General features: G+C 69.7%; 18 protein-coding genes. 13 read left to right on the plus strand and 5 right to left on the minus strand.

What is annotated here, in order from left to right; translation table 11 throughout:
• Window positions 1-49 precede the first annotated feature (49 nt).
• The 4 genes from HDA40_RS13500 (at window position 50) to HDA40_RS13515 (ending at window position 4567) form a co-directional block, all read left to right on the plus strand.
• Window positions 50-928 (plus strand): ABC transporter ATP-binding protein, encoded by an 879-nt coding sequence (locus HDA40_RS13500; protein ID WP_253755556.1) that lies wholly within the window; start codon window positions 50-52, stop codon window positions 926-928.
• Window positions 925-2562, plus strand: coding sequence for a hypothetical protein (locus tag HDA40_RS13505; protein ID WP_253755558.1), 1638 nt, complete (start codon window positions 925-927; stop codon window positions 2560-2562). The genes HDA40_RS13500 and HDA40_RS13505 overlap by 4 nt, the downstream gene beginning before the upstream one ends.
• Window positions 2556-3230 (plus strand): hypothetical protein, encoded by a 675-nt coding sequence (locus HDA40_RS13510; RefSeq protein WP_253755560.1) that lies wholly within the window; start codon window positions 2556-2558, stop codon window positions 3228-3230. Before HDA40_RS13505 ends, HDA40_RS13510 begins: the two co-directional genes overlap by 7 nt.
• A gap of 65 nt (window positions 3231-3295) precedes the next feature.
• On the plus strand, window positions 3296-4567 hold the full coding sequence (locus HDA40_RS13515; RefSeq protein WP_253755562.1) for a chymotrypsin family serine protease: 1272 nt from the start codon (window positions 3296-3298) through the stop codon (window positions 4565-4567).
• 51 nt (window positions 4568-4618) lie between these two features.
• On the opposite strand, the gene HDA40_RS42545 is transcribed toward HDA40_RS13515, so the two are convergent.
• Window positions 4619-4693: a 50S ribosomal protein bL37 gene (locus HDA40_RS42545; RefSeq protein WP_372503161.1), complete on the minus strand. Its 75-nt coding sequence runs from the start codon at window positions 4691-4693 to the stop codon at window positions 4619-4621.
• A gap of 410 nt (window positions 4694-5103) precedes the next feature.
• Between HDA40_RS42545 and HDA40_RS13520 the strand changes: the two genes are divergently transcribed.
• A complete protein-coding gene (locus tag HDA40_RS13520) occupies window positions 5104-6642 on the plus strand; it encodes a TROVE domain-containing protein (protein ID WP_253755564.1) in 1539 nt (512 codons plus the stop codon).
• A gap of 43 nt (window positions 6643-6685) precedes the next feature.
• Here HDA40_RS13520 and HDA40_RS13525 read toward each other — a convergent pair whose 3' ends face one another.
• Window positions 6686-7504, minus strand: a complete 819-nt coding sequence (locus HDA40_RS13525) for an RraA family protein (RefSeq protein ID WP_253755566.1) — start codon at window positions 7502-7504, stop codon at window positions 6686-6688.
• 118 nt (window positions 7505-7622) lie between these two features.
• Between HDA40_RS13525 and HDA40_RS13530 the strand changes: the two genes are divergently transcribed.
• The 6 genes from HDA40_RS13530 to HDA40_RS13555 all read left to right on the plus strand — a co-directional run bounded on the left by HDA40_RS13530 (window position 7623) and on the right by HDA40_RS13555 (window position 15968).
• Window positions 7623-8876: an alpha-L-fucosidase gene (locus tag HDA40_RS13530; protein WP_253755568.1), complete on the plus strand. Its 1254-nt coding sequence runs from the start codon at window positions 7623-7625 to the stop codon at window positions 8874-8876.
• On the plus strand, window positions 8869-10845 hold the full coding sequence (locus HDA40_RS13535) for a heparinase II/III domain-containing protein (protein ID WP_253755570.1): 1977 nt from the start codon (window positions 8869-8871) through the stop codon (window positions 10843-10845). Before HDA40_RS13530 ends, HDA40_RS13535 begins: the two co-directional genes overlap by 8 nt.
• A gap of 67 nt (window positions 10846-10912) precedes the next feature.
• Window positions 10913-12160 (plus strand): ABC transporter substrate-binding protein, encoded by a 1248-nt coding sequence (locus tag HDA40_RS13540; RefSeq protein WP_253755572.1) that lies wholly within the window; start codon window positions 10913-10915, stop codon window positions 12158-12160.
• Window positions 12139-13092 carry a carbohydrate ABC transporter permease gene (locus HDA40_RS13545; RefSeq protein ID WP_253755574.1) on the plus strand — a complete coding sequence of 318 codons (954 nt, stop codon included), beginning with the start codon at window positions 12139-12141 and terminating at the stop codon, window positions 13090-13092. Before HDA40_RS13540 ends, HDA40_RS13545 begins: the two co-directional genes overlap by 22 nt.
• An 8-nt stretch (window positions 13093-13100) precedes the next feature.
• Complete coding sequence (locus HDA40_RS13550) at window positions 13101-13952, plus strand: carbohydrate ABC transporter permease (RefSeq protein WP_253755576.1); 852 nt, start codon at window positions 13101-13103, stop codon at window positions 13950-13952.
• A 54-nt stretch (window positions 13953-14006) separates the two neighbouring features.
• On the plus strand, window positions 14007-15968 hold the full coding sequence (locus HDA40_RS13555) for a right-handed parallel beta-helix repeat-containing protein (protein ID WP_253755578.1): 1962 nt from the start codon (window positions 14007-14009) through the stop codon (window positions 15966-15968).
• Window positions 15969-16024: 56 nt separating this feature from the next.
• Here the strand turns inward: HDA40_RS13555 and HDA40_RS13560 are convergent, their stop codons facing one another.
• A complete protein-coding gene (locus HDA40_RS13560; RefSeq protein ID WP_253755580.1) occupies window positions 16025-16774 on the minus strand; it encodes a GntR family transcriptional regulator in 750 nt (249 codons plus the stop codon).
• A gap of 122 nt (window positions 16775-16896) precedes the next feature.
• Window positions 16897-17817 (minus strand): amidohydrolase family protein, encoded by a 921-nt coding sequence (locus HDA40_RS13565; RefSeq protein ID WP_253755583.1) that lies wholly within the window; start codon window positions 17815-17817, stop codon window positions 16897-16899.
• A 110-nt stretch (window positions 17818-17927) separates the two neighbouring features.
• On the opposite strand from HDA40_RS13565, the gene HDA40_RS13570 reads away from it, so the two are divergent.
• Both HDA40_RS13570 and HDA40_RS13575 read left to right on the plus strand, forming a co-directional pair.
• Window positions 17928-19808 carry a DUF8034 domain-containing protein gene (locus HDA40_RS13570; protein WP_253755585.1) on the plus strand — a complete coding sequence of 627 codons (1881 nt, stop codon included), beginning with the start codon at window positions 17928-17930 and terminating at the stop codon, window positions 19806-19808.
• The gene (locus tag HDA40_RS13575) at window positions 19805-20746 is read left to right on the plus strand and encodes an aldo/keto reductase (RefSeq protein ID WP_253755587.1); all 942 of its coding nucleotides are present in this window, start codon (window positions 19805-19807) and stop codon (window positions 20744-20746) included. The genes HDA40_RS13570 and HDA40_RS13575 overlap by 4 nt, the downstream gene beginning before the upstream one ends.
• A 69-nt stretch (window positions 20747-20815) precedes the next feature.
• Here the strand turns inward: HDA40_RS13575 and HDA40_RS13580 are convergent, their stop codons facing one another.
• The gene (locus HDA40_RS13580; RefSeq protein ID WP_253755589.1) at window positions 20816-21577 is read right to left on the minus strand and encodes a glucosamine-6-phosphate deaminase; all 762 of its coding nucleotides are present in this window, start codon (window positions 21575-21577) and stop codon (window positions 20816-20818) included.
• Between the last annotated feature and the right edge of the window lie 6 nt (window positions 21578-21583).

The following is a 21583-nucleotide window of genomic DNA, read 5'->3' on the forward strand; positions in this document are numbered from 1 at the left end:
TCGCCCAAGAGAGCGTCTGTCAGTCCCCTCTTTGTTCAGGAGAATCTCCATGCCCGACGAACCCAGCACGGCGGACGTCCGCCAGGTGTCCGTGAGCTTCCGTGGCCGGCGAGCCCTCGATCAGGTCTCGTTCCGGCTCCACGGCGGGGTGACCGGTCTGCTCGGCCCCAACGGTGCCGGCAAGACCACCTTGCTGCGTACGCTGGCCACCGCGCTCGCACCGGACAGCGGCGAGTTGTCCGTCCTCGGCCACGATCCTCGGGAGGCCACCGGCCGGTTGGCGATCCGGCGACGGCTGGGCTACCTGCCGCAGAACCCGGGCTTCCATCCGCAGTTCACCGCCCGGGATTTCGTCGACTACGTGGCGATCCTCAAGGAGATCGTCGACCGCGCCGCGCGCCGACGGGAAGTCCAGCGGGTCCTGGCCGTCGTCGGGCTGGCCGATCAGCAGAACAAGCGCATGAAGGCGCTGTCCGGGGGCATGCGGCAGCGGGTCGCCCTCGCCGCCGCGATTCTCGGCGAACCGGACCTGCTCATCCTCGACGAGCCCACGGTCGGTCTCGACCCGGAGCAGCGGCTGCGCTTCCGGGAACTCATCGCCGAGCTGGGCGAAAGCCGAACCGTCCTGCTGTCGACCCATCAGACCGACGACGTCGCCGCGCTCTGCCGGCGCGTGATCGTGCTCGACTCCGGTGTCACCTCGTTCGACGGTCCGCCCGCCGGGCTGGTCGCCGTCGCCACCGACCGGGTCTGGACCAGCAACGAGCGCGACGGCTCCGCGCTTGCGGGCTGGCGTACGGGCGATGGCGTGTTCCGCAACATCGGCGATCCGCCGCCGGGCGCGGCCCTGGCCACCCCTACGTTGGAAGACGGCTACCTGCTTCTTCTCGAAGGCAAGACCGCCGCGAGCCTGGGTACCGTCCGGTGAGCGCGCCGTCGAGCCTCGTCGAGGCACACTCCGAGCACACGCCCTCGCCGAGACGTCGGCAGTCCGCCGTCCCGGCGTTGGCCCGCGTCGAGGCGGTGCGTCTGCTACGTCATCCGGCCTTCCTCGTCGCCATAGCCCTCTACCTCGCACCATGGCTCTACGACCTGGCCATCGGCGACCCGGCCCACCGATTCCCCGTCCTGCACGACGCCTCCTGGTCCAGCCAGTTCCTCCTCCTGCTGCCGGCCGCGGGCGTACTGCTCGCCGCGAATCAGGCCGCTCTGCGTTCCCAGCGGCACGGCGCCGAAGAGGCGTACCAGGTGCTCGTCGTCGACCGGGTGGCACGGGCCGGCGCCCATCTGCTGTCGCTTGTGCCGGCGGTGCTGGGTGCCCTGGTGCTGTCTGCCTTGCGCATCGCCTACCTGGCGGCCCAGCCGGGCGCGGCCGGGGAGGTGCGGCCGCTGGAAGTCTTGGCCGGACCGGCCTGTGTGCTTCTCGCGGGCTGCGCCGGCGTGCTGGCCTCGACCATCACGAGGTCCGCGGCGGCGGCCCCGCTCCTGATCGTCGGGCTGGCCGCGGTCACCGTCACGGCGGCCGTCAACGACACCGCCGCGTGGCGTTGGCTGAGCCTGATCGCGAACCAGAACGAGAACGCCTCGCCCCTGCCGACACCTCTCATCGAACGGCCCGCCGGCACGCACCTGCTCTGGCTGACCTGCTGGGCCGCGCTGCTCGCGGTGGCCGCGCTGCTGGTGTCGCGACTGCGCAGCCCGTCGCCACGCGGTCCGGTCGCATCGCGCGCCGTAGCGGTGGTAGCCCTCGTCGGCATCCTCGTGACCGGCATCCTCCAAATCAGCGCCGGGTCTGCGACGATGAAGGACCGCGAGGCCGCCTACACCCGCCATCCGGCGGCCTACCAGACCTGCGACACCCGCGCCCACATCACCTACTGCGCCTTCCCCGACTTCACCAGCCGCGTCGGCGAGTGGGCGCAAGTCACCGCTGGCGTCCTGCGCAACACGCCACCCACCATCGCCACCGACTCGTACGCCGTGCGACAGCGCGTCTTCCCCTCTGGCGCGGTCGTCACCTCCTCCGAGGATCCCAGTGCCCTGCCGCCCCTGGCCGACTGGGCCGCCGACGACCTCGCAGCCGGTACGCCGAACGCCGTGACCGTGGACACCGACTGGAGTGAAGGCGCAGCGGGCGGCGATCGAGGCAGCGACGCCGTACTCGCCTTCGCCGCATCCTTCGCCTACCGCGCAGTGGTCGGCACCGTGCCCGATCAGCCCCGGCTGACCATGGTCTGCGGCGCGCGGGCCATGCTCGTGGTGTGGCTGGCCGCGCAGGCGACCCCCGGAACGGCGGACGCGTTGGCGTCGCTGCGCCGCCGCTCGTTCGGCCCGCTGACGTTGCCGCTCCTGGGCTCGGCAGCCGGATTGGCGTTCGAGCCCCAGGGTCAGGACCTGGCCTTCGCACTCGTCGACCATCCACCCGCCGACCTCGCAGAGCGCATCATCGCCGGCTGGGACCAGTTGAGCGCAGCCGACACGTCCGCGGAACAGGCTGCCGACCTGCTGGGCATCCACCTGCCGACCAGCCCGGACGACTATTCGGAGATCGCCGGATGCTGACCCGCGCACGCCTCCTGACGGCGCTTCTGCTCCGCTCGGTCACCCTCACCGCACTGGCGCCCGTCCTGGCCGGCTCCGCGATCGCGCTCGTGACGGTCGCCATCACCCTGCTGGCGAACGTGGAGATCGGTCTCCCCGGAGCAGCATTGCTGACCCGGCTGGCCGCCGTCGCCGTAGCCCTGGGCGTGGGCTTCACCCTCGACGACCCGGCCGCCCGAACCACCGTCGTGGTGCCGATGGGAGCCCTGATCCGGCGTACCGTCAAGGTCCTCCCGGCGGCGTTCCTCGGCGGCACGACCTGGACCGCCGCCGCCGCGCTCAGCCGCCTCGTCCTCAATCCGGACGAGCGCCCGCTCTTCCCCTGGGGCGGGCTGGCCGTCGAAGCAGCAGCGCTCACGGCCCTGGCATTGGCGCTGGCCTGTCTCGGCCTGCGGCGAACCGACGGGGAGCACGGCGGCCTGGTCGCCGCCCCCGGCCTGCTGCTCCTGGTGCTCGCCGCAGTGCTGCTCCGAGATCAGGTGAGGCTGTTCATCGCGCCGGACGACCCGAGTTGGGAACGCGTACACGGTGTCTGGGGAGTCATCGGGGCGCTCACGCTCGTCGTCGCACTGCTCCTCGGCCACGATCGGCGACTGACTATTATGGATAGATCCATCCAATGTAGGTAGATCTTGCGGTTGATCCCTGCTAGCCTCCACAGTTCCGAATTGCGGACTTCTACTGGGGAGGCAGAATGTCCAAGTCGTGGCGATCAGCTGTCGCTGCGTCGTTGTGCGCGGCAGCACTGGGAATCAGCCCGGCCATCGTGGTCGCAGCACCCGCGATCGCAAACAACGCCAAGGCGGACCTGGCGTGGAGCGACAGCGTCGACGAGGCGGCGGCCGTCGTACGTGGACTGTCGGAGCGGGGCGTACCCGGCTACACCGGCATGTCGGCGGTTCAGAACAAGCGTGAGCTGCGCGTACTGTGGAAGGAGCCGGTGCCCGGTGCGGTGGCGGCGTTCGACGGCCAGAAGGTCGCGGGCCTGACGGTACGCATCGTGCCGGCGAAGTTCAGCGAGGAGGAGCTGGTCCAGAAGAGCGAGCAGCTTCTGGCGGCTTCTCAGGCCGGAACGGTGGCCCCGATCTCCTACGTGTACGGTGCCGACGACGGTTCCGGGCTGGTCATCGGGGTCGACCCGGCGGCCTCGAACTCGCTGCGCGCACCCATGCGTACGAACGACGCGCAGCGGTTGACCGGCCTGCCGGTCACCGAGGAGGCGGGCGTCGCCCCCGGCACGACCGGGCGGCAGAACGACTCCGATCCCTGGTACGGCGGCGGCATGATGGAGGCGCCCGGCTTCGTCCCACCCAACGACCTCGACCCGTATCTCTTCTGCTCCAACGCCTTCGCGGTGTTGATGCCCGACGGCTATGGGCGGCTGCTGGGCGCTCGGCACTGCGACGACGACGGCAACCTCGCGTGGAAGAACGGCGCGCACAGCGCGCTGACCAATGGCGGCGCGGACGTCGACATCCAGAACACCGATGACACCATGCTCATCGATCCGATCGGCGGGACCGGCGGCTACGTCCACGGCGGGCCGTGGAACGCCACCAGTTCGAACTCGCGCTACCACCTGAAGGTGGCGTCGGCTGGAAGCGCGGTGCAGAACCAGTCCGTGTGCACCTCGGGCGCGAACTCCGGCGAGCACTGCGGCCTGATCGTCAACAACGCCACGATCCTCACGTGGACGTGCGCCAACGGCGGCACCTGCCACGGCTGGCGGGCCGGCAACTCCAGCTCGACCGTGGCCTCGAACGTCGGCGGCGACAGCGGTGGCCCCGTGTACCAGAACCGTTCCGACGGCCGGGTCAACGCGCGCGGCGTCATCTACGGCGGCGACACCGCGATCTCGTGCGGCAACGTCCGGTTCGGCGTCAGCAACTGCTACGCCCAGGTGTGGTTCACCGACATCACCCGGGTCACCGCGCTCTGGGGCGTGAAGATCGAGACGGTCGCCTAGCGATCAGGACTGCGGTTGGGCGGTGCGAAATCCGCCCAACCGCAGCGGCCGTCAGGCGTTGGGACGACGGCCGTGGTTGGCCTTACGCTTGCGCCGATTGCGGCGCTTGTTGGTCCTCTTCGACATGGTGCACCTCCGCAGAGCCGGCAGCGATATGCACGAGCGTAGATGCTGGGCGACCCCGGGGCGAGCAGAATCGCGCCCTTGGCGGAATTGCTTTGCCGATCTTGGCGGCGCTGCATACGGTACTTCGTGCACCTCCCGGTGCGCAGGTGACGGTTTCATCTTGGAGGGGCTTCGTGCCCCGGTGAAGAGCCCGTCCGTCGCCGACCTCGATCTCGGGAGGCGCGATGACACCGCATACTCGGTGCGCAGGTGACGGTTACTTCCGGCTCCGCGGGTTGGGGGTTCGAATCCCCCGAAGCCTTCGGGCTGATAGCTCAACGGAAGAGCAGCGGACTTTACCCGTCGCCGACCTCGATCTCGGGTATGCGGTCTCGTCGCATCTCCCCCGCGTCATTGTCATGGGGGACGTGATGGCCAAGTTCAATCTCAAGCTGCGTACCAGCCGGCACCGGCCCGGTCACGTCGTCACAGCCCAGGGCGCTCCGGGCTTCCTCCGGGAGCCGCGTACTGAGTTGTTCCTGCTGGGTGTGTCGAACATGGTCGGCGAGCACACCTTCTACGAGGGGCGTACCGAGCGGGACGAGCGCTTCCGGGCGCTGGTCGCGGCGGTCGCGGTCGCCGATCCGGAGTGGTTCGCCCGGTTCGTGGCATGGCTGCGTACTGGGGCGATGTTGCGCTCGGCGTCCGTGGTCGCGGCCCTGGAAGGTGCGCGGGCGCAGGTCGCCGCTGGGATTCCGGGTTCGCGGGCCGTCGTCGACTCGGCGCTCCAGCGGGCGGACGAACCGGGTGAGGCGCTGGCGTACTGGTTGGGTCGTTATGGGCGCAGCCTGCCCAAGCCGGTCAAGCGCGGCGTCGCCGATGCGGCGGTGCGGCTCTATCACGAGCGCAGCCTGCTGAAGTACGACTCCGAGAAGGCTGCGGTGCGGTTCGGCGACGTCATCGACCTGACCCATCCGATTGCGAAGGACGCGCGGCAGGGCGACCTGTTCCGGCATGCGCTGGACCGGCGTCATCAGCGGGACAACCCGGTGCCGGAGTCGCTGACGATGCTGGCGGCGCGGGCCGAGTTGATGGCGTTGCCGGTCGAGCAGCGACGCACGGTCACCGACCCGGCGATGCTGGACGCGGCGGGGATGACGTGGGAGTCGCTGGCCGGGTGGCGGCAGACGACCATGGACGGGGCGGCGTGGAAGGCCATCATCCCGAGCATGGGTTATCTGGCGTTGCTGCGTAACCTGCGCAACTTCGACCAGGTCAACGTCAGCGACGCGGTGGCTGAGACGGTGGCGGCCAAGCTGGCCGACCCGGTGGAGGTCGCCCGGTCGCGCGTACTGCCGATGCGGTTCCTGTCGGCGTTCAACGCGGCGCCGAGCCTGCGGTGGGCGTACCCGTTGGAGAAGGCTTTGCAGCATGCGCTGGCGAACGTTCCGGCCCTGGACGCGCGGACCTTGATTCTGATCGACACGTCAGGGTCGATGAACAGCGCGTTCAGCACGGACGGCACGCTGCGCTGCTGGGACGCGGCCACCGTGTTCGGGCTCGCGCTGGCCGCGCGGGCCCACGATGCGACGGTGGTGTCGTTCTCCAACGACGCGAAGGTGTTCCCGGCACGCGAGGGCGAGTCGGTGCTGGCGGCGGTACGCCGCTTCAAGGAGGGCGGGTACTTCTACGGTGGCGGCACGCAGACCGAGAAGGCGGTGCGTACGCATTACGACCGACACGACCGCGTGGTGATCCTGACCGACGAGCAGGCGTACGCCCACAACGCGCCGGATGTCGTGGCCGCGGTGCCCGCGGAGGTCCCGGTATACACCTGGAACCTGGCGGGATATCGGGTCGCGCATGCGCCGTCGGCTCGTAACCGGCACACCTTCGGCGGGCTTTCCGACGCCGCGTTCGCGATGATTCCGCTCATCGAGAGCGGATCCCGCCAGCAGTGGCCGTTCTAACGAAGAGGGCGGAAGGAGGCAGACTCCTTCCGCCCTCTTTCGCTTATCGGGGCTGGCCGTTGTCTGATGTCGGCTGGCTCGCCAGGTACTCCGCGAGACCGGGCCCGGTGAGCGGGTAGTAGTCCGACAGTCGGCCGCCCGCGTCGAGCCGATCGCGCGCGAACGCCTCCCGGTCCTGGTGTGAGAGGGCGTCCTCGGCCAGCGCGATCGCGCGGTCCTGCGGCACGGCCACGGCGCCGTCCTCGTCGGCGACGATGAGGTCGCCCGGGGTCACCAGGGTTCCGCCGACGCCGACCGGGACGTTGAAGGCGTACGGGAACAGCTCGGTCTGCGACGCGTAGTGCGGTGTCGTGCCGGTGCACCACACCGGTACGCCCAGCGCCCGGATGCGGGGCGCGTCGCGTACGCGGCCGTCGACGACGATGCCCGCGCCGCCACGGAGCTTGAAGTAGCGCACGAGCATGTCGCCGAGGCAGCCGGTGAAGTGGCTGGCCTGCGCGGAGACCACGAGCACGTCGCCGGGCTGGATGGTCTCCAGTACCCGCCAGAGGGCGGTCTTGCGCTCGGCGTCCTCCTGCGCGGCGCCGGAGAAGACGTCCTCGCGCTGGGGCATGAACTGCAGGGTGACCGCGCCGCCGACCACGTGGATGTCAGGTGTGCGGTGCAGCGGTACGGGGCCGTCGATGAAGGTCCGGGTGATGCCGAGCTGGTGGAGTTTGGCGCAGGCGGTCGCCGAGCTGACGTCGTTGAGGGCCGCCACCATGCGGTCGGTCGGCCGGACGAAGGACGAGGACGCCAGCGGCCCCGCCATCGACTCGTAGGTCCCGGTCGTTCCGGCCGTTTGATGCCCGTTCGCGTTCATTGCGTGCTGCCCCCTCTGCGCCCCGCGGGAGCGCGATGTTGCGACCATGTATCGTCTATCGATAGTAGATGTAACAGCTAGGGTACGGGGACTGTCAAACGTCGGAGAGGAGAATCCGGTGCTAGGGGCATCCCAGGACTGGTTCACGGCGGCACGCTTCGGACTGTTCGTGCACTTCGGCCTTTACAGCATGGCGGCCCGCCACGAGTGGGTCCGCAGCCGTGAGGCGATGCCGCGGGCGGCGTACGACCGCTATCTCGACCACTTCGAGCCGGACCTGTTCGACGCGCGTGAGCTGGCCCGGGCCGCCCGCGCCGCCGGGATGCGCTACGCGGTTCTCACCGCCAAGCACCACGACGGCTTCTGCCTGTTCGACTCGCGGCTCACCGACTACACCTCGGTCCAGGCCACCGGCCGGGACCTCGTCGCGGAGTTCGTCGAGGCGATGCGGGCCGAGGGGCTGCGCGTCGGCCTCTACTACTCGCTGCTCGACTGGCACCATCCCGACTTCACCATCGACAGCCACCATCCGGACCGCGGTGACGAGGCCGCGCGGGCCCAGCCGCGCGACATGGCGCGGTACCGCGAGTTCCTCCAAGGCCAGGTCCGCGAGCTGCTGACCGCGTACGGCCAGATCGACCTGCTCTTCTTCGACTTCACCTACGCCGAGAAGGGTCCGGCCGAGTGGGGCGCCGAGGACCTGATGGCACTGGTACGCGAACTGCAGCCGGACATCCTGGTCAACGATCGGCTCGGCATCCCCGGCGACTACGTGACGCCGGAGCAGTACCAGCCCGACCGGCCGCTGACCCGCGACGGAGTCGAGGTCCGCTGGGAGGCGTGCCACACGCTCAACGGATCGTGGGGCTACGACCGGGACAACCACGACTACAAGGACCCCGCGATGCTGGTCCGGATGCTCGTGCAGTCCGTCGCGTACGGAGGGAACCTGCTGCTCAACGTGGGCCCGACCGGCCGTGGCGCAGTCGATCCCCGGGCCCGGCAGACGCTCGACGCCTTCGCCGGCTGGATGTCGCTGCACGAGCGCGCCGTACGCGACGCCGGGCCGAGCCGATTCGAAGCACCGTCGAACGCGCTGTACACCCAGGTCGGCAACCGGCTGTACCTGCACCTGTTGTCGTGGCCGCTCAAGCATGTCCACCTGGCCGGGCTGGCCGGTCGCGTGCGGTACGCCCAACTGCTGCACGACGGGTCCGAGGTGCGGTTCCAGCAGCTGGACGGCACTCGGCACGAGCACAACAACCTCGCCCCGCCCGGGCAGGACGCCGGGACTCTGACGCTGACGCTGCCGATCACCCGACCGGACGTCCTGCTGCCCGTCGTCGAGCTGATACTCCGCGACGATGATTGATCCGGGGCCACTGCGACGCCGGCTGGCCCGGGTACTGGACGCCGACGACCCGGACGAGCTGGCGTACGCGGTGGCCGAACCCGGCCGGGGCATCGCCGTTCCCGACGTCACCGACCGGTCCGCCTGGGACGCGATCGATCCCCGGGTGCGGCAAGAGGTACTAGCGGCGGCCACTGCTGCCCTGGCCGAACCAGCTCCGGTGCTGTCCGCCGGCGCGTGGGCGCGGGCGTTTCGCGACGGCGACCGGGGTGCGTACGAGGGCACAGTGCGGCGGCTGCGCGAACGGGTCAGCCGGCTGGTGCTGGCCGCTATGCTCACCGGCGAAACCGCGTCGGCCACTGCCCCACCGGACGCCTGCCCGCATCTCGACGGCGTCGTCGACGGGCTCATGGCGTTGGCCGAGGCCAGCACCTGGTGCTGGGCAGCACACGATCGCCACACGGCCGCCCGCGGCGAGATCGTCCCCGACCCGGACGATCCCTACCTCGACCTTGGCGCGGCCGAGATGGCGTCGCTGTTCGCCTGGGCCGACCACGCACTCGGGCCACATCTGGATCAGCGCGCGCCGGGCCTACGCCGACGGCTGCGCCGGGAAGTCGATCGCCGGGTACTCAGCCCGTTCGAACAGGTCCGGGACTGGCCGTGGATCGGCCTCGGCGGCACGGCCAACAACTGGAACCCATGGATCCACGGGTCGGTCCTGGCCGCCGCGCTGTTTCTGTGCGACGACCGGCCGCGCCGAGCCCATCTGGTACGCCTGATCGTCAGCGGGCTGGACCATTACCTGACCGCTCTGCCCGACGACGGCAGCATCGACGAAGGCATCGCGTACTGGTGGCAGGGGCCGTGCCGGTTGATGGAGGCGCTCGACCTGCTCGCCGAGGCCGGGGGCGACCGGCTCGACGCCCGCGACCTGCCGATCCTGGCCGCGTTGCTGCGCTACCCGGAACGCATGCACCTCGGCGGCGACTGGTACGTCAACGTCGGCGACGCCTCGGCCCGGCTGTCCGGCGAACAGCCGTGGCACGTGCCCCGTCAGTGGGCCGTCCGGTGGGGGTTGCCGCCGACAGCCGCGTACGCCGCCGCAGGTGGGCGCGCCTCGGGACAGGTGACGCATCCGATCACCGGGCTCGGGCGAGCACTGACGGCCCTGGCCGACCCGGACTGGCACCGGGCGCTCGCCGACCCCGCGAGCGAGCCACCATGGCTAGTGCGCGAGACCTGGTTCGCGCGTACGCAGGTGCTGGTGGCACGGGAGTCGGCGGGCCGCCCGGACGGGCTGACCGTCGCGGTCAAAGGCGGCCACAACGGCGAGCACCACAACCACCTCGACGTGGGCACCTATTGGGTCGCGCTGGACGGGAAGCCGGTGGTGGTCGACGTCGGCCGCCCGACGTACACCGCGGCCACCTTCGGACCCCGGCGCTATGACGCCTGGCCGTTCCAGAGTGCCTGGCACAACGTGCCCGACGTCGGCGGCGGCCAGTGCCTCGGCGAAGAGCACGGCGCGCGAGCAGTCGTCGTCGACCTCGAAGAATCATCCGGCGGCGACGTGACGGAGCTTCGGGCCGAGCTGGGCGCCGTCTACCCGCCGGGACTGCTCGACAGCTGGCGGCGCGAGGTCCGGCTCGTACGCTCCGACGGCACGCACCCGGCGTACCTCGAGGTTGCAGACGCCTGGGACGGAACCGCAGACCAGGTCCGGTTGCGGCATGTGCTGGCCGGTCGGGTCGAGGTCGGCGACGGCTGGGCGACTGTCGAACCCGACCCCGGCCGGCGGCTGCGGATGACCTGGGACGCCACCCTCGCCGCCGCGTCGCTCGACCACCAGGACCTCGACGATCCCCTGCTGCGCCACAGCTGGGGCGAGCGGGTGACCCGGCTGACCCTGACCAGCCTCCAGCCTGGGGTTCGAGGCCGGATCGCGGTGCGCTGGTCACGCGAGGGCAGCGGGTCCCGGAGGTATTGACCTTCCCGGGAACGCGTGATTACATCTCGACTATCGATTATTTACGACTACGTAATGGAGTGGAGACATGAGACGACTCTGGCGCCGAGCGTGTACGGCGGCGGTCGCGGCCACAGTGGTCATGGCGGCCGCGACAGGCTGCTCCTCCGATTCCGACGACGCGTCCGGGCAGACGACGCTGCGCGTCATCGTCAACATCACTCCGAACCTCACCGAGCAGTACTGGAACACCCTGTTCGACGGTTACGAGAAGACCCACCCCGGGGTCACGGTCAAGCTGGAACTCACCGGGACCATCTCGGCCGCGGCGAAGCTGACCCAGGACCTGGCGGCCGGTGACCCGCCGGACATCGCCCAGCAGATCACCCCCACCAAGGAGAACGCCAGCCTGTTCGCCGACCTGTCCGACCAGGACTGGGTCAAGGACACGCCGCTGGTGGACCAGTACGCGATCGACGGAAAGCGCTATCTCGTCGGCGTCGGTGTCCAGATCCAGTCGCTGGTGTTCTACAGCAAGGCCGCGTTCGCCAAGGCGGGCCTCACCGCGACCGACATCAAGACGCTGGACCAGTTCTCCGACGCGATGGGCAAGCTCAAGGCGGCCGGATACGCGCCGCTGCAGACCGCCGGCCAGTGGGTTCCCGGTGGCCAGTTCACCCTGGTCGCCGACTCGGGCGTGCTGACGGCCGACGCCGACTGGTACGCCAAGCGCAAGGCCGGCTCGGTCAGCTTCGCCGGCAGCGACTACGAGAAGTACCTCAGCCGTTACAAGAACTGGATCAGCCAGGGCTACCTCGAGAAGAGCGCGCTCGGCCTGACCTACGCCGACGGCCAGACCAACTTCCTCAACGGCAAGTCGGCCATGTACGTCATGGGGTCGTTCTTCGTCCCGGCAGCTGACACGGCCAAGAAGAGCGACGACATCGGCGTGTTCACCATGCCGACCGACGGCGCGTACCCGTCGGGCCAGGTCGGCAACATCGCCAACCCGTATGTGGTGGCCAACGCCTCCAAGCACAAGGCCGAGGCGATCGAGTTCGTCAAGTGGCTGACCACCGACCCGACCGCGATCGAGAGCCAGCTGGCGGCGGACGGCAACCTGCGCAAGGGCTTCACCTACAAGATGTCCAGCCTGGGCACGGCCGTGCAGCAGATCCTCGACGGCTCGCCGTCGGTGCTGGTCAAGGCGGGCGAGCGCCAGCCGATCAGCGGCTACTCCGGTGAGCTCAACACGCAGGTCCAGTCGCTGTTCAGCAACGCCTCGGCGCAGCAGGTGGCCGCCGGTTTGGACAAGTGGTGGAACTCGCAGAAGTAACCCGGTCCCAGGCGCGATCCTCGCGGTCGCGCCTGGGCCGGTCCCACAGCCGCCGGTGGGCCCGCTTCCGGGCCGGAGCCGTCACCACCGGCCTGCTCGCCCCGTCCGTCGTCCTCTACACGGTGATGACCATCGTGCCCGTCGGGGTGGCGGTCTACCTGAGCCTGACCGACTGGAACGGCTTCTCCGAGGCCGCCTTCGTCGGCTGGGACAACTACACGCACCTGTTCGACGACCCGAACACCCAGAGCGCCTGGTACGTGACCACCATCGTCGCCGTCTGCGGCACGGTCCTGATGATCGGCGGCGGGCTGGCGTACGCGCTGGCCCTGAAGGACTCGTCCCGGACGAACTCGTTCTTCCGGGCGCTGGCCTACTATCCGCACGTCATCAGTGCCCTCATCCTGGGCTACCTGTGGTCGGCGATCCTGGGCACCAACGGGGCGATCAACAACACGGCGGCGAAGTTCGGCATCGACCCGATCGGGTTCCTGTTCGACGAGAAGCTCGCTCTCATCACGCTCATCGGCGTGATCGTCTGGGCCGGCTTCGGATTCAACGTCGTGCTGTTCGTCGCGGCCCTGCAGACGGTTCCGGCCGAACTGATCGAGGCCGCCGCCATCGACGGCGCGAGCCGCTGGCAGACCAACCGCCGGGTGGTCGTCCCGATGATCGCGCCGGTCGTCACGGTGGCCACCGTCCTCAACCTCATCGGCCTGATCCGCGCGTACGACCTGGTCGTCAGCTTGACCGGCGGCGGCCCCGCCGGGGCGACCCAGACCTACGCGTACGTCATCCTGGCCCGTTCGTTCGAGGGGACCAAGGTCGGGTACGCCACCGCCCAAGCCGTCTTCCTCATGGTCGTGTCGGCCGTCCTTGCCCTGGTGGTGACCGCTCTGCGGAACCGGCAGGACACGGACGTGGCGAGTTAGGAGACGAGATGGCGGTTGCCCCGACCGGACGAACCCGGCGCTCCCCCGTACGCCCGTTGATGCTGCTGTTCCTGCTGGTGGTCATGACGGTGCCGGTCTACCTGCTGGTGGTCAACACCTTCAAGTCGCAGGAAGACATCCTCAACAGCCCGTTCTCCTTCCCGCTGGCCGACCTCACGGTCAAGCACCTGATGGACGCGATACGCAGCCCGCAGTACAACGTGATCAAGGGCTACGGGTTCACCCTCTTCCTGGTGGTCGTCGTCGACATCCTGTGCATCCTGATGGCCGGTCCGGCGGCGTACGCCATCGCCCGCAGCCTCAAGAAGCGCACGCAACTGGTGATGCTGTACTTCCTGGCCGGCACCTTCATCCCCGGCGCGGCCCTGATCATCCCGGTGATCTACGTGCTGCGGTCGGTGGGGCTGGCCAACACCGTGGCGGGCCTGATCGCCCACGACGTGGCCGCCACGCTGCCCGTCAGCATCTTCCTGTTCGTCGGCTTCATCCGGACCATCCCGGGCTCGATCGACCAGGCCGCGATGATCGACGGCGCGGGCCGGCTGCGTACCTTCTGGACGATCATCTTCCCGCTCATGCGGCCGGCCGTCGTCACGGTGCTGATCCTCAACTCGATCGGCATCTGGAACGACTTCGTCAGCCCGCAGATCCTGCTGAGCCCGGGTTCGGGCAGGTACACGGTGACCACCGCGATCTACGCCGGCATCAGCCAGTACTCGACCGACCTGACGAAGGTCTTCCCGAACCTGCTGCTGGCGATCGCGCCGGTGGTCATCTTCTTCATCTACATGCAGCGCCACATCATCAGCGGACTCACCGTCGGAGCGGTGAAGGGCTGATCTGAAGGTTCATCGCACGTCGACCATCCATCCACCCGGGACGGGAGATAGGCAATGAAAGTCAGCACGTGGAAATCGGTCGTAGCGGTGCTGGCCACGGTGGGAGTCGTCCTTCCCGCCGTGCCGGCCGCCGCGCACGGCCATCAGGGCACCACCTACTACGTCGGGAAATGGGGCAGGCCGATGTTCGCCGGCCGGTCAGCGGCCGCCCCGTTCCCGACCATCCAGCAGTGCGCCGACGTCATGGTGCCCGGCGACACCTGCCTGATCATGTCCGGCACCTACGAGGAGTCGGTCGTGCCGGCCCGCTCCGGCACCGCCGGGCAGCCGATCACCTACCGTCCCGCGCCCGGGGCGACCGTGACCATCAGTGGCACCACCGCCGTGTCGGGCTGGGCGCCGGTCACCAGCGCCGACGTCGACCAGATCGCGCAGACCGACCCGTACGCCCAGGATTCCCCGTTCAGCGCAGCGGTCGCCGCGGGCCACGTCTACAGCACGGCGGTGGACCTGGGCGCCGACGTCACCACCGTGCAGATCTTCACCGACAAGAAGATGGACGTCGAGGCGCAGTGGCCCCACCCGGGCCTGGAGCTGCTCGACCCCGCCTTCCAGTACGCCAAGACCGGCAGCGCCGCCGCCACGATCGTCGACCCGGCGCTGACCCGCCCGGCCGGGTACTGGACCGGCGCCCGGGTGCAGACCAACTACTGGTACATCACGGCGACCGGCTCGGTGGCCTCCTCCGACGTCGGCTCGGTGACCCTCGACATCGCGCCGCCCTGCATCCACAAGATCGTCCCCAACGACACCCGGTACGCCCTCACCGGCAAGATCGGCGAGCTGGCGAACCCCGGCACCTGGTTCTACGACGCCGCCGGCAAGCGGCTGTACCTCTACAGCGAGGACGACCTCAACCAGCACGCCGTGGCGGCCAAGACCCGCAAGCTGGCCTTCGACCTGCGCAACACCAGCTACATAAAGGTCACCGGCGTCGACCTGTTCGCCGCCAGCATCGAGACCGGGGTGAGCAGCACCAACATCGTGATCGACGGGATCACCGCGAAGTACCTGTCGCACTACACCGACATCACCCGTGGCGCCACCGACTGCGGCTCGACCGTGACCCGCGGCGTGGCCGACACCGGCATCGTCCTCAACGGCACCGACAACCAGGTCGTCAACAGCGATCTGGCGTACAGCGCCGGCAACGGGATCGCCCTGCGCGGGCAGCGCAACAGCGCCATCAACAACGTCATCCACGACGTGGACTACCTCGGCACGTACGCGGCCGGCGTAGCGGTGCAGGGCAACAGCCAGACGGTCCGGCACAACACCATCTACCGGGTCGGCCGCAGCGGCGTGAACCTCCAGTGGGACAACGCCATCGGCGGTACGCCCGGACCGGACAGCATCGCGTACAACGACATCTCCCAGTACGCGAAGCTGAGCCTGGACGTCGCGGCGGTGTACACCTGCTGCGGCTCGGACATGCTGCAGACCTCGATCGACCACAACGTGCTGCACGATCCAGCGCCGCGCAAGGGCGTCACCTCGTTCGGCGTGACCGGCGTGTACGCCGACAACGGGCAGAGCAACATCGTCATCGCCAACAACGTCGGCTGGGGCAACGCCGAGGGCACCGTCATGCTCAACGGCCTGGGCAGTTGCTCCTGCAACAACGGCGTCTACAACAACGTCGGCGGCGGAACGTTCTTCTACGTCAAGGGACCGAACCAGTCCACCGGGACGAAGGTCTACAACAACCTCGGGACCTTCCGCGGGCTGACCGGTGCCACCGACGGTGGCATGGTGCTGTCCAACAACCTGCCGAACGAGATCGATCCACTGTTCGTGGGCGCCGCGAACCACGATTACCGGCTCACCGACGCCTCCCCCGCCCGCAACTGTGCGATCGCGCTGCCGGGCATCACCGACGGCTCCACCGACGCCGTGCCCAGCTGCGGTGCGTACCAATATGGCGCAGCCGCCTGGACCGCGGGCGCGAGTCGCTGACCCTGGAAAGACACGTGCCCCGGGCCGCGTCGGCCCGGGGCACCTTCGCGTGTTCGTCAGACGTGCTCGGCGGTCTTGGCCTTCGCGGGCTTCTTGCCCGAGCGCAGATCCGGCACCGGGGCGCGACCGGCGGCGTGCGCGGCGAACGCCTCGGCTGCCTTGTCGGCGTCCCCGTCGCGCAACAGCGTCACCAGCCGGCCGTGCTCGTCGGCCATCGCGTGCCAGTCACCTTCGAACAGCGGGTCGGCGATCGCGTGCAGGGCACGCAGGCTCGGTTCGAGCAGCTCCCACATCCGCACCAGGAAGTGGTTGCCGGAGACCTGGCTGACCAGGGTATGGAAGGCGATGTCGGCGTCCCGGAAGCGGCTGATGTCGTTGATCGCCACCGCCCGGTGCATCTGATCGACCAGCTCGCCGAGCTCGCGCAGGTGCTCCTCGGTGATCAGGCCGGTCGCCAGCTGGGCGGCCAGCCGCTCCATCGGCTCGCGTACCTGGCGCGCGTATTCGGCGTCCTGGCTGGAGATCTCGACGACGAAGTTGCCGCGCCGGGGGATGTGCGTGAGCAGGCCCTCCCGGGCGAGCTGCTTGACCGCCTCGCGCACCGGGGCCTGGCTGACGCCGAGCCGCCGCGCGATCTCGGACTCCACCACGCGCTCGTTCGGGGCCAGTTCGCCCTCCACGATCGCCTGGCGGAGCAGCTCGTACACCCGGTCGGAGATCAGGGTGTGCCGGAGCCGGTCCTTCTTGGTGTCCAGGGTGGAGGCGAATCCGCCTGGCGCGTCGCTCGCTGGTTGCTTCGGAGCCATGAGTTCCCCATCATGAGATACCGGATCCACTGCCGATGATAACGCCCCATCGCTTAACCGGTATCGATAGATCCGGGCAGGGCTGCGTACGACGTCGGGGCCGACGTGGTCCTTCTCATCGCCTATCGATCATCAGTCGAATCGAAGCAGAGCGGCTCGATCGTTGTCAACCCACGCGCAGGGGACGCGACCTGGTAGACCCGCTCGGCCGTGCCGCGCAGCACGCTGCCGCGGTCGGCCGACGACAACCCCGCCAAGCCCCGCTCGGCCAGCCGCAACGACTGCGTCCGCGTACCGGCGGGCAGGCAGATCGGCCAGTCGGACCCGATCAGGCACCGCTGCGGCCCGAACTCGGCGACCACGTGGCGCGCCAGGTCCGCGACCTTCTCCACGGGTACGCCGCGCTGCTGCGTCAGCAGTCCCGAGATCTTCATCACGACGTTGGGTCGGCGGGCGGCGTACGTGACGTCGGCCTGCCAGCCGGACGCGTCCTCCGTCAGCAGGTTGGCCGGGTTGCCCAGATGGTCGACGACGACCGTGAGCTGCGGATGCCGGGCGGCGACGTCGGCGGCGACCCGGACCGCGTCGCGCCCCAGATTCAGCTCCAGCACCACGTCCTCGTCGGCGAGCACCGGAATCAGGGCGCGGGCCGCCTCGGGGGTCTGCTCCCACCGCGGGCCGCCCAGCCGCATCCCGTGCGGCCGCGTCTCGGCGAGTTCCCGGAGCAGATCGCGGAATCGGCTGGTCCCGTCGTCGGCGTGCAGGTGCAGGTTGGCGACGTAACCGAGGATGATCTGCGGATGGTCCAGCCACAGCCGGCGCAGCGCGTCGGTCTCGCCCACGTCGCCGCGAGACGCCTCGACGAGGATCGCACCGTCGATCGACGCGGCCGGGTCGTCGGCCGCCTGGTCAGCCGGCTTGACCGGATCCGCGCCCGAGGCCGCCAGGTCGTCCGCGGTGAACGCGCGGAAATGCGGCGACTCCGGCCGGATCCACGGGTGCCCGTCGGCCGGGTCCCACAGGTGAACGTGGCAGTCGATCACTCCGGCTCCTCCCCTCTCGCCAGGGCGTACGCGTGTTGACAGGGCGCCACCGGCTCCATGATTCTATACATCGGTAATCGATGAGCGATTTAGAGAGCCGGTGTTCGTCCATGCCCCCGGTCCCCACCGTCACCGCGACCCGCACGACATCCGCCCCGCCCACCTGGGCGATCCTGGAGCGCGAGCTGTTCGCCGTGCAGGACAAGGCGTGGCGCACCTTCGCCGGCCGCTACACCGACGGCGCCGGCCGGCTGATCTTCCGTGACACCCTCGGCGTCGGTCTGGACGGCCGGGACGGCGTCGACGACTTCTACGAGCCGTTCTTCAACTGGCCCACGCTGTACCTGCTCGGCGGCAGCGCCGACATCCTCGCCGCCGCCCACCGGCACTGGCAGGCCGTCACCGATCAGCTGGCCGAGATGAGCATGCTCCACGAGCGGCTGGAACGCGGCTACGACTGGTTCCACCAGGGCGAGGGCATGCTGCTGTTCTACGGGCTGTGCCTGGCCCGGCCCGACGACGCCGACCTGCGTACGCTCGCCACCCGGTTCGCCGACTTCTACCTGCCCGGCGGCCCCAACTACGACCCCGAGCACCGGGTCATCCGCGCCCCGCACAACGGCTCCGAGGGACCACGCTGGGGCTTCAGCGACGAAGAGGCGTACTTCCCGTGGAGTCTCGCGCTGCGTCCCTATGGCCTGCCGCTGGACTGGATCGACGAGGCGGCCCCGTTCGACGAACTCGCCGGATCACCAGAGCGGGCGCGGGCGTACGGGCGGGCGATGTGGGACCGCATGGGCCGCGGTGACACCCTCGTCAACCTCGCCTCGACCAGCCTGGTCACCAACGCGTACCTGCTCAGCGGGGACCGCCGCTATGCCGACTGGGTCGCCGAGTACGCCGGAGCCTGGCGCGACCGGCTGTCCGGCCACGAGGTGATCCCCGACAACGCCGGGCTGACCGGGGTCGTCGGCGAGTACCTCGACGGCCGCTGGTACGGCGGGCACTACGGCTGGGCCTGGCCGCACGGGGTGCACTCGGTCGGCATGGCGGCCCTCGTCGGCGCGCTCAACGCCGCGACGGTCACCGGCGACCACGGCTACCTGGAGATCGCCCGGAACCCGCTCGACACCGTCATGCGCCACGGCGAGCAGCGCACGGCCGACCAGATGGGCACGCTCGGCCGCCGGTGGCGGCCACACCTGGCGGCCATGCCTGCGGACACCACGTTCATGGTCCCGCAGCGCCACGACGACAGCGGCTGGTTCGACTTCACCGTCCTGCCGAACCAGCTGACCGTGTCGCTGTGGCACTTCAGCCGGGACTCCGCCGACCACGACCGGGTCGAGCGGCTGCGCGAGCTGTCCAATTGGGACTGGACGACGGTGCACACCCAGCGACTCAAGGACGAGGCCGGGCACGAGGAACCCTGGTGGGAGTTCCTCGCCGGGCGCAACCCCGGATTCCCCGAGCGCATGCTGCGCAGCGCGTTGGAGACCTGCGACGCGAAGGTCACCGCGATCGAGGCCGACCCGGTAGACCCGGCGACCGGCCCGAGCGCGCTGGACATCCACCACTGGCAGGACCGCAACCCGATCGTCACCGAAGCGCTGCTGCAATTGACGACCGGCTCGCCGCAGATCCTCTACAACGGCGGGCTGGCCCAGCTGCACGTGCGCTACCACGACGCCGACCTGCGCCGGCCCGGGCTGCCCGACGACGTCGCCGCCCTCGTCAGCGACATCAGCCCGGATCACACCGTTGTCGACCTGGTGAACGTCGGCGGCACTCCACGTTCGGTCGTCGTGCAGGCGGGCACGTACGCCGAGCACGAGCTGCGTACGGTCGGCGTCGACGACGACGCGCCGCAGCCGGTCGAAGGACGCTACGTGACCGTGCGGCTGCCCGCCCAGACCCAGGTACGCCTGACGCTGACCCTGACGCTGCGGGCCGTGCCGCCGATGGTGCAGACGCCGTGGGAGGACCGATGATCACGCTGCCCCGCCTCGGGCTCGGCACCGCTCCGCTGGGTGGCCTGTTCACCGCGGTCGGCGAACAGAGCGCTGCCGAGACCATTGCGGCAGCGGCAGCCGCCGGGATCACCTACTTCGACACCGCTCCCCGGTACGGGCACGGCCTTGCCGAGGAACGCCTCGGCCGGCTCCTGCCCACCGCCGGCATCGCCGAGCCGGTGATCTCGACCAAGACCGGCTGGCTGCTGGAACCGACCGACGAACCCGGCGAGCACCCGACCAAGGTCGTGCCCGACTGGACCGAACGCGGCATCCGGCGATCACTGGAGTCCAGCCTCGCCCGGCTCGGCCAGTCCAGCGTCGACGTGCTCTACCTGCACGACCCCGACGACTTCCCGGACGAGGTGCGGCGATCGGCGTACCCGGCGGTGCGGCGGCTGCGCGACGAAGGTTTGGTCAAGGCCATCGGTTTCGGCATGAACCATTGCGCGCCGTTGGCCGCGTACGTGGCCGAGTTCGAGGTCGACGTGGTCCTGATCGCAGGCCGCTTCTCACTGCTGGATCACGACGCGCTCGACGAACTGCTGCCCCTGTGCCAGCGCACCGGCACCGCCGTGGTCGTCGGCGGCGTGTTCAACACCGGGCTGCTGGCCGACCCCACCCCGGAGGCGATGTTCCACTACCGGCCCGTGCCACCGGAGATCCTGGCCCGCGCGCAGCAATGCGCCGCGATCTGCGCCGAGTTCGAGGTCCCGCTGGCCGCTCCGGCTATTCAGTTGCCGCTGCTGCACCCGGCGGTCCACTCCGTCGTCGTCGGCTGCCGCTCGGCCGCCGAAGTGGTACGCAACGACGAGGCGTACCGGTGGCCGATCCCGGAGCAGTTGTGGTGGCGGCTGGCCGACGCCGGCTTCGTCCCGCCGCAGCTGCTGACCGGCTCCGCATCGGCGTCGCAGTAGGCGGTTCCCCAACGCGGAAGCGGTGCCGTCGCGCGCGTCCGCGACGGCACCGCTGTCTTGGGCGGGCGGTTACGACACCCGGAGTGCCAGCTCGGCGATGAGCTCGTCGGAGGCGCTGGCAGCCGCGCGGTCCAGCAGCAGGGTGGCGTTGTCCCGGGTGCGCAGGATCGTCGACGGGTACGCCGGGCTGATCTCCTGCACGAAGGTGTTGCGCACCGCAGCCGCCTTACGCGCGTCCGGCGTCACGACCTGCACCGTACGCGACGCCAGCAGCGCCGGAATGGACAGTGAGATCGCCGTGTGCGGCACCGACTGGGCATCGGCGAAGTGGCCTTCGCCGACCTGCTGGCTGATCGACTCCGGCGTCAGCTTGATCCGGCGTACCCAGCGGGGGTCGTCGAAGTCGGCGGCGCCGGGCTCGTTGAAGGCCAGGTGGCCGTTCTCGCCGATGCCCATGCAGGTCAGGTCGATCGGCTCGGCCCGCAGCAGCGCCTCGTAACGGTCGCACTCGGCGTCGGCGTCGGCGGCCTTGCCGTTGATGTATTCGACCGCCGCCGGGCGCATCCGCTCACCGACGCGTTCCCGGATCCAGCGCTGGAACGACGCCGGGTGATCGGCCTCGATGCCGAGATACTCGTCCATGTGGAAGACCGTGATCCGGTCCCAGGGCACCTGTTCCTCCGCGAGGGCGGTGACGAACGCGATCTGCGAGTTGCCGGTGGCGACGATCATCCGGCCGGAACCACGCTCGGCCACGGCACGGCGCATCACGTCGGCGGTGTGCCGGGCCGCGGCGACCGCCATCGCCTGCTCGGTCTCGAAGACCTTCACCTGCAG

The organism is Hamadaea flava (assembly GCF_024172085.1).
GTDB lineage: Bacteria > Actinomycetota > Actinomycetes > Mycobacteriales > Micromonosporaceae > Hamadaea > Hamadaea flava.

Coding starts and splice junctions, on each gene's coding strand:
- HDA40_RS13500 (WP_253755556.1), top strand. CDS start 50: ATGCCCGACGAACCCAGCACGGCGGACGTCCGCCAGGTGTCCGTGAGC.
- HDA40_RS13510 (WP_253755560.1), top strand. CDS start 2,556: ATGCTGACCCGCGCACGCCTCCTGACGGCGCTTCTGCTCCGCTCGGTC.
- HDA40_RS13515 (WP_253755562.1), top strand. CDS start 3,296: ATGTCCAAGTCGTGGCGATCAGCTGTCGCTGCGTCGTTGTGCGCGGCA.
- HDA40_RS13520 (WP_253755564.1), top strand. CDS start 5,104: ATGGCCAAGTTCAATCTCAAGCTGCGTACCAGCCGGCACCGGCCCGGT.
- HDA40_RS13525 (WP_253755566.1), bottom strand. CDS start 7,504: ATGAACGCGAACGGGCATCAAACGGCCGGAACGACCGGGACCTACGAG.
- HDA40_RS13535 (WP_253755570.1), top strand. CDS start 8,869: ATGATTGATCCGGGGCCACTGCGACGCCGGCTGGCCCGGGTACTGGAC.
- HDA40_RS13540 (WP_253755572.1), top strand. CDS start 10,913: ATGAGACGACTCTGGCGCCGAGCGTGTACGGCGGCGGTCGCGGCCACA.
- HDA40_RS13550 (WP_253755576.1), top strand. CDS start 13,101: ATGGCGGTTGCCCCGACCGGACGAACCCGGCGCTCCCCCGTACGCCCG.
- HDA40_RS13555 (WP_253755578.1), top strand. CDS start 14,007: ATGAAAGTCAGCACGTGGAAATCGGTCGTAGCGGTGCTGGCCACGGTG.
- HDA40_RS13560 (WP_253755580.1), bottom strand. CDS start 16,774: ATGGCTCCGAAGCAACCAGCGAGCGACGCGCCAGGCGGATTCGCCTCC.
- HDA40_RS13570 (WP_253755585.1), top strand. CDS start 17,928: ATGCCCCCGGTCCCCACCGTCACCGCGACCCGCACGACATCCGCCCCG.
- HDA40_RS13575 (WP_253755587.1), top strand. CDS start 19,805: ATGATCACGCTGCCCCGCCTCGGGCTCGGCACCGCTCCGCTGGGTGGC.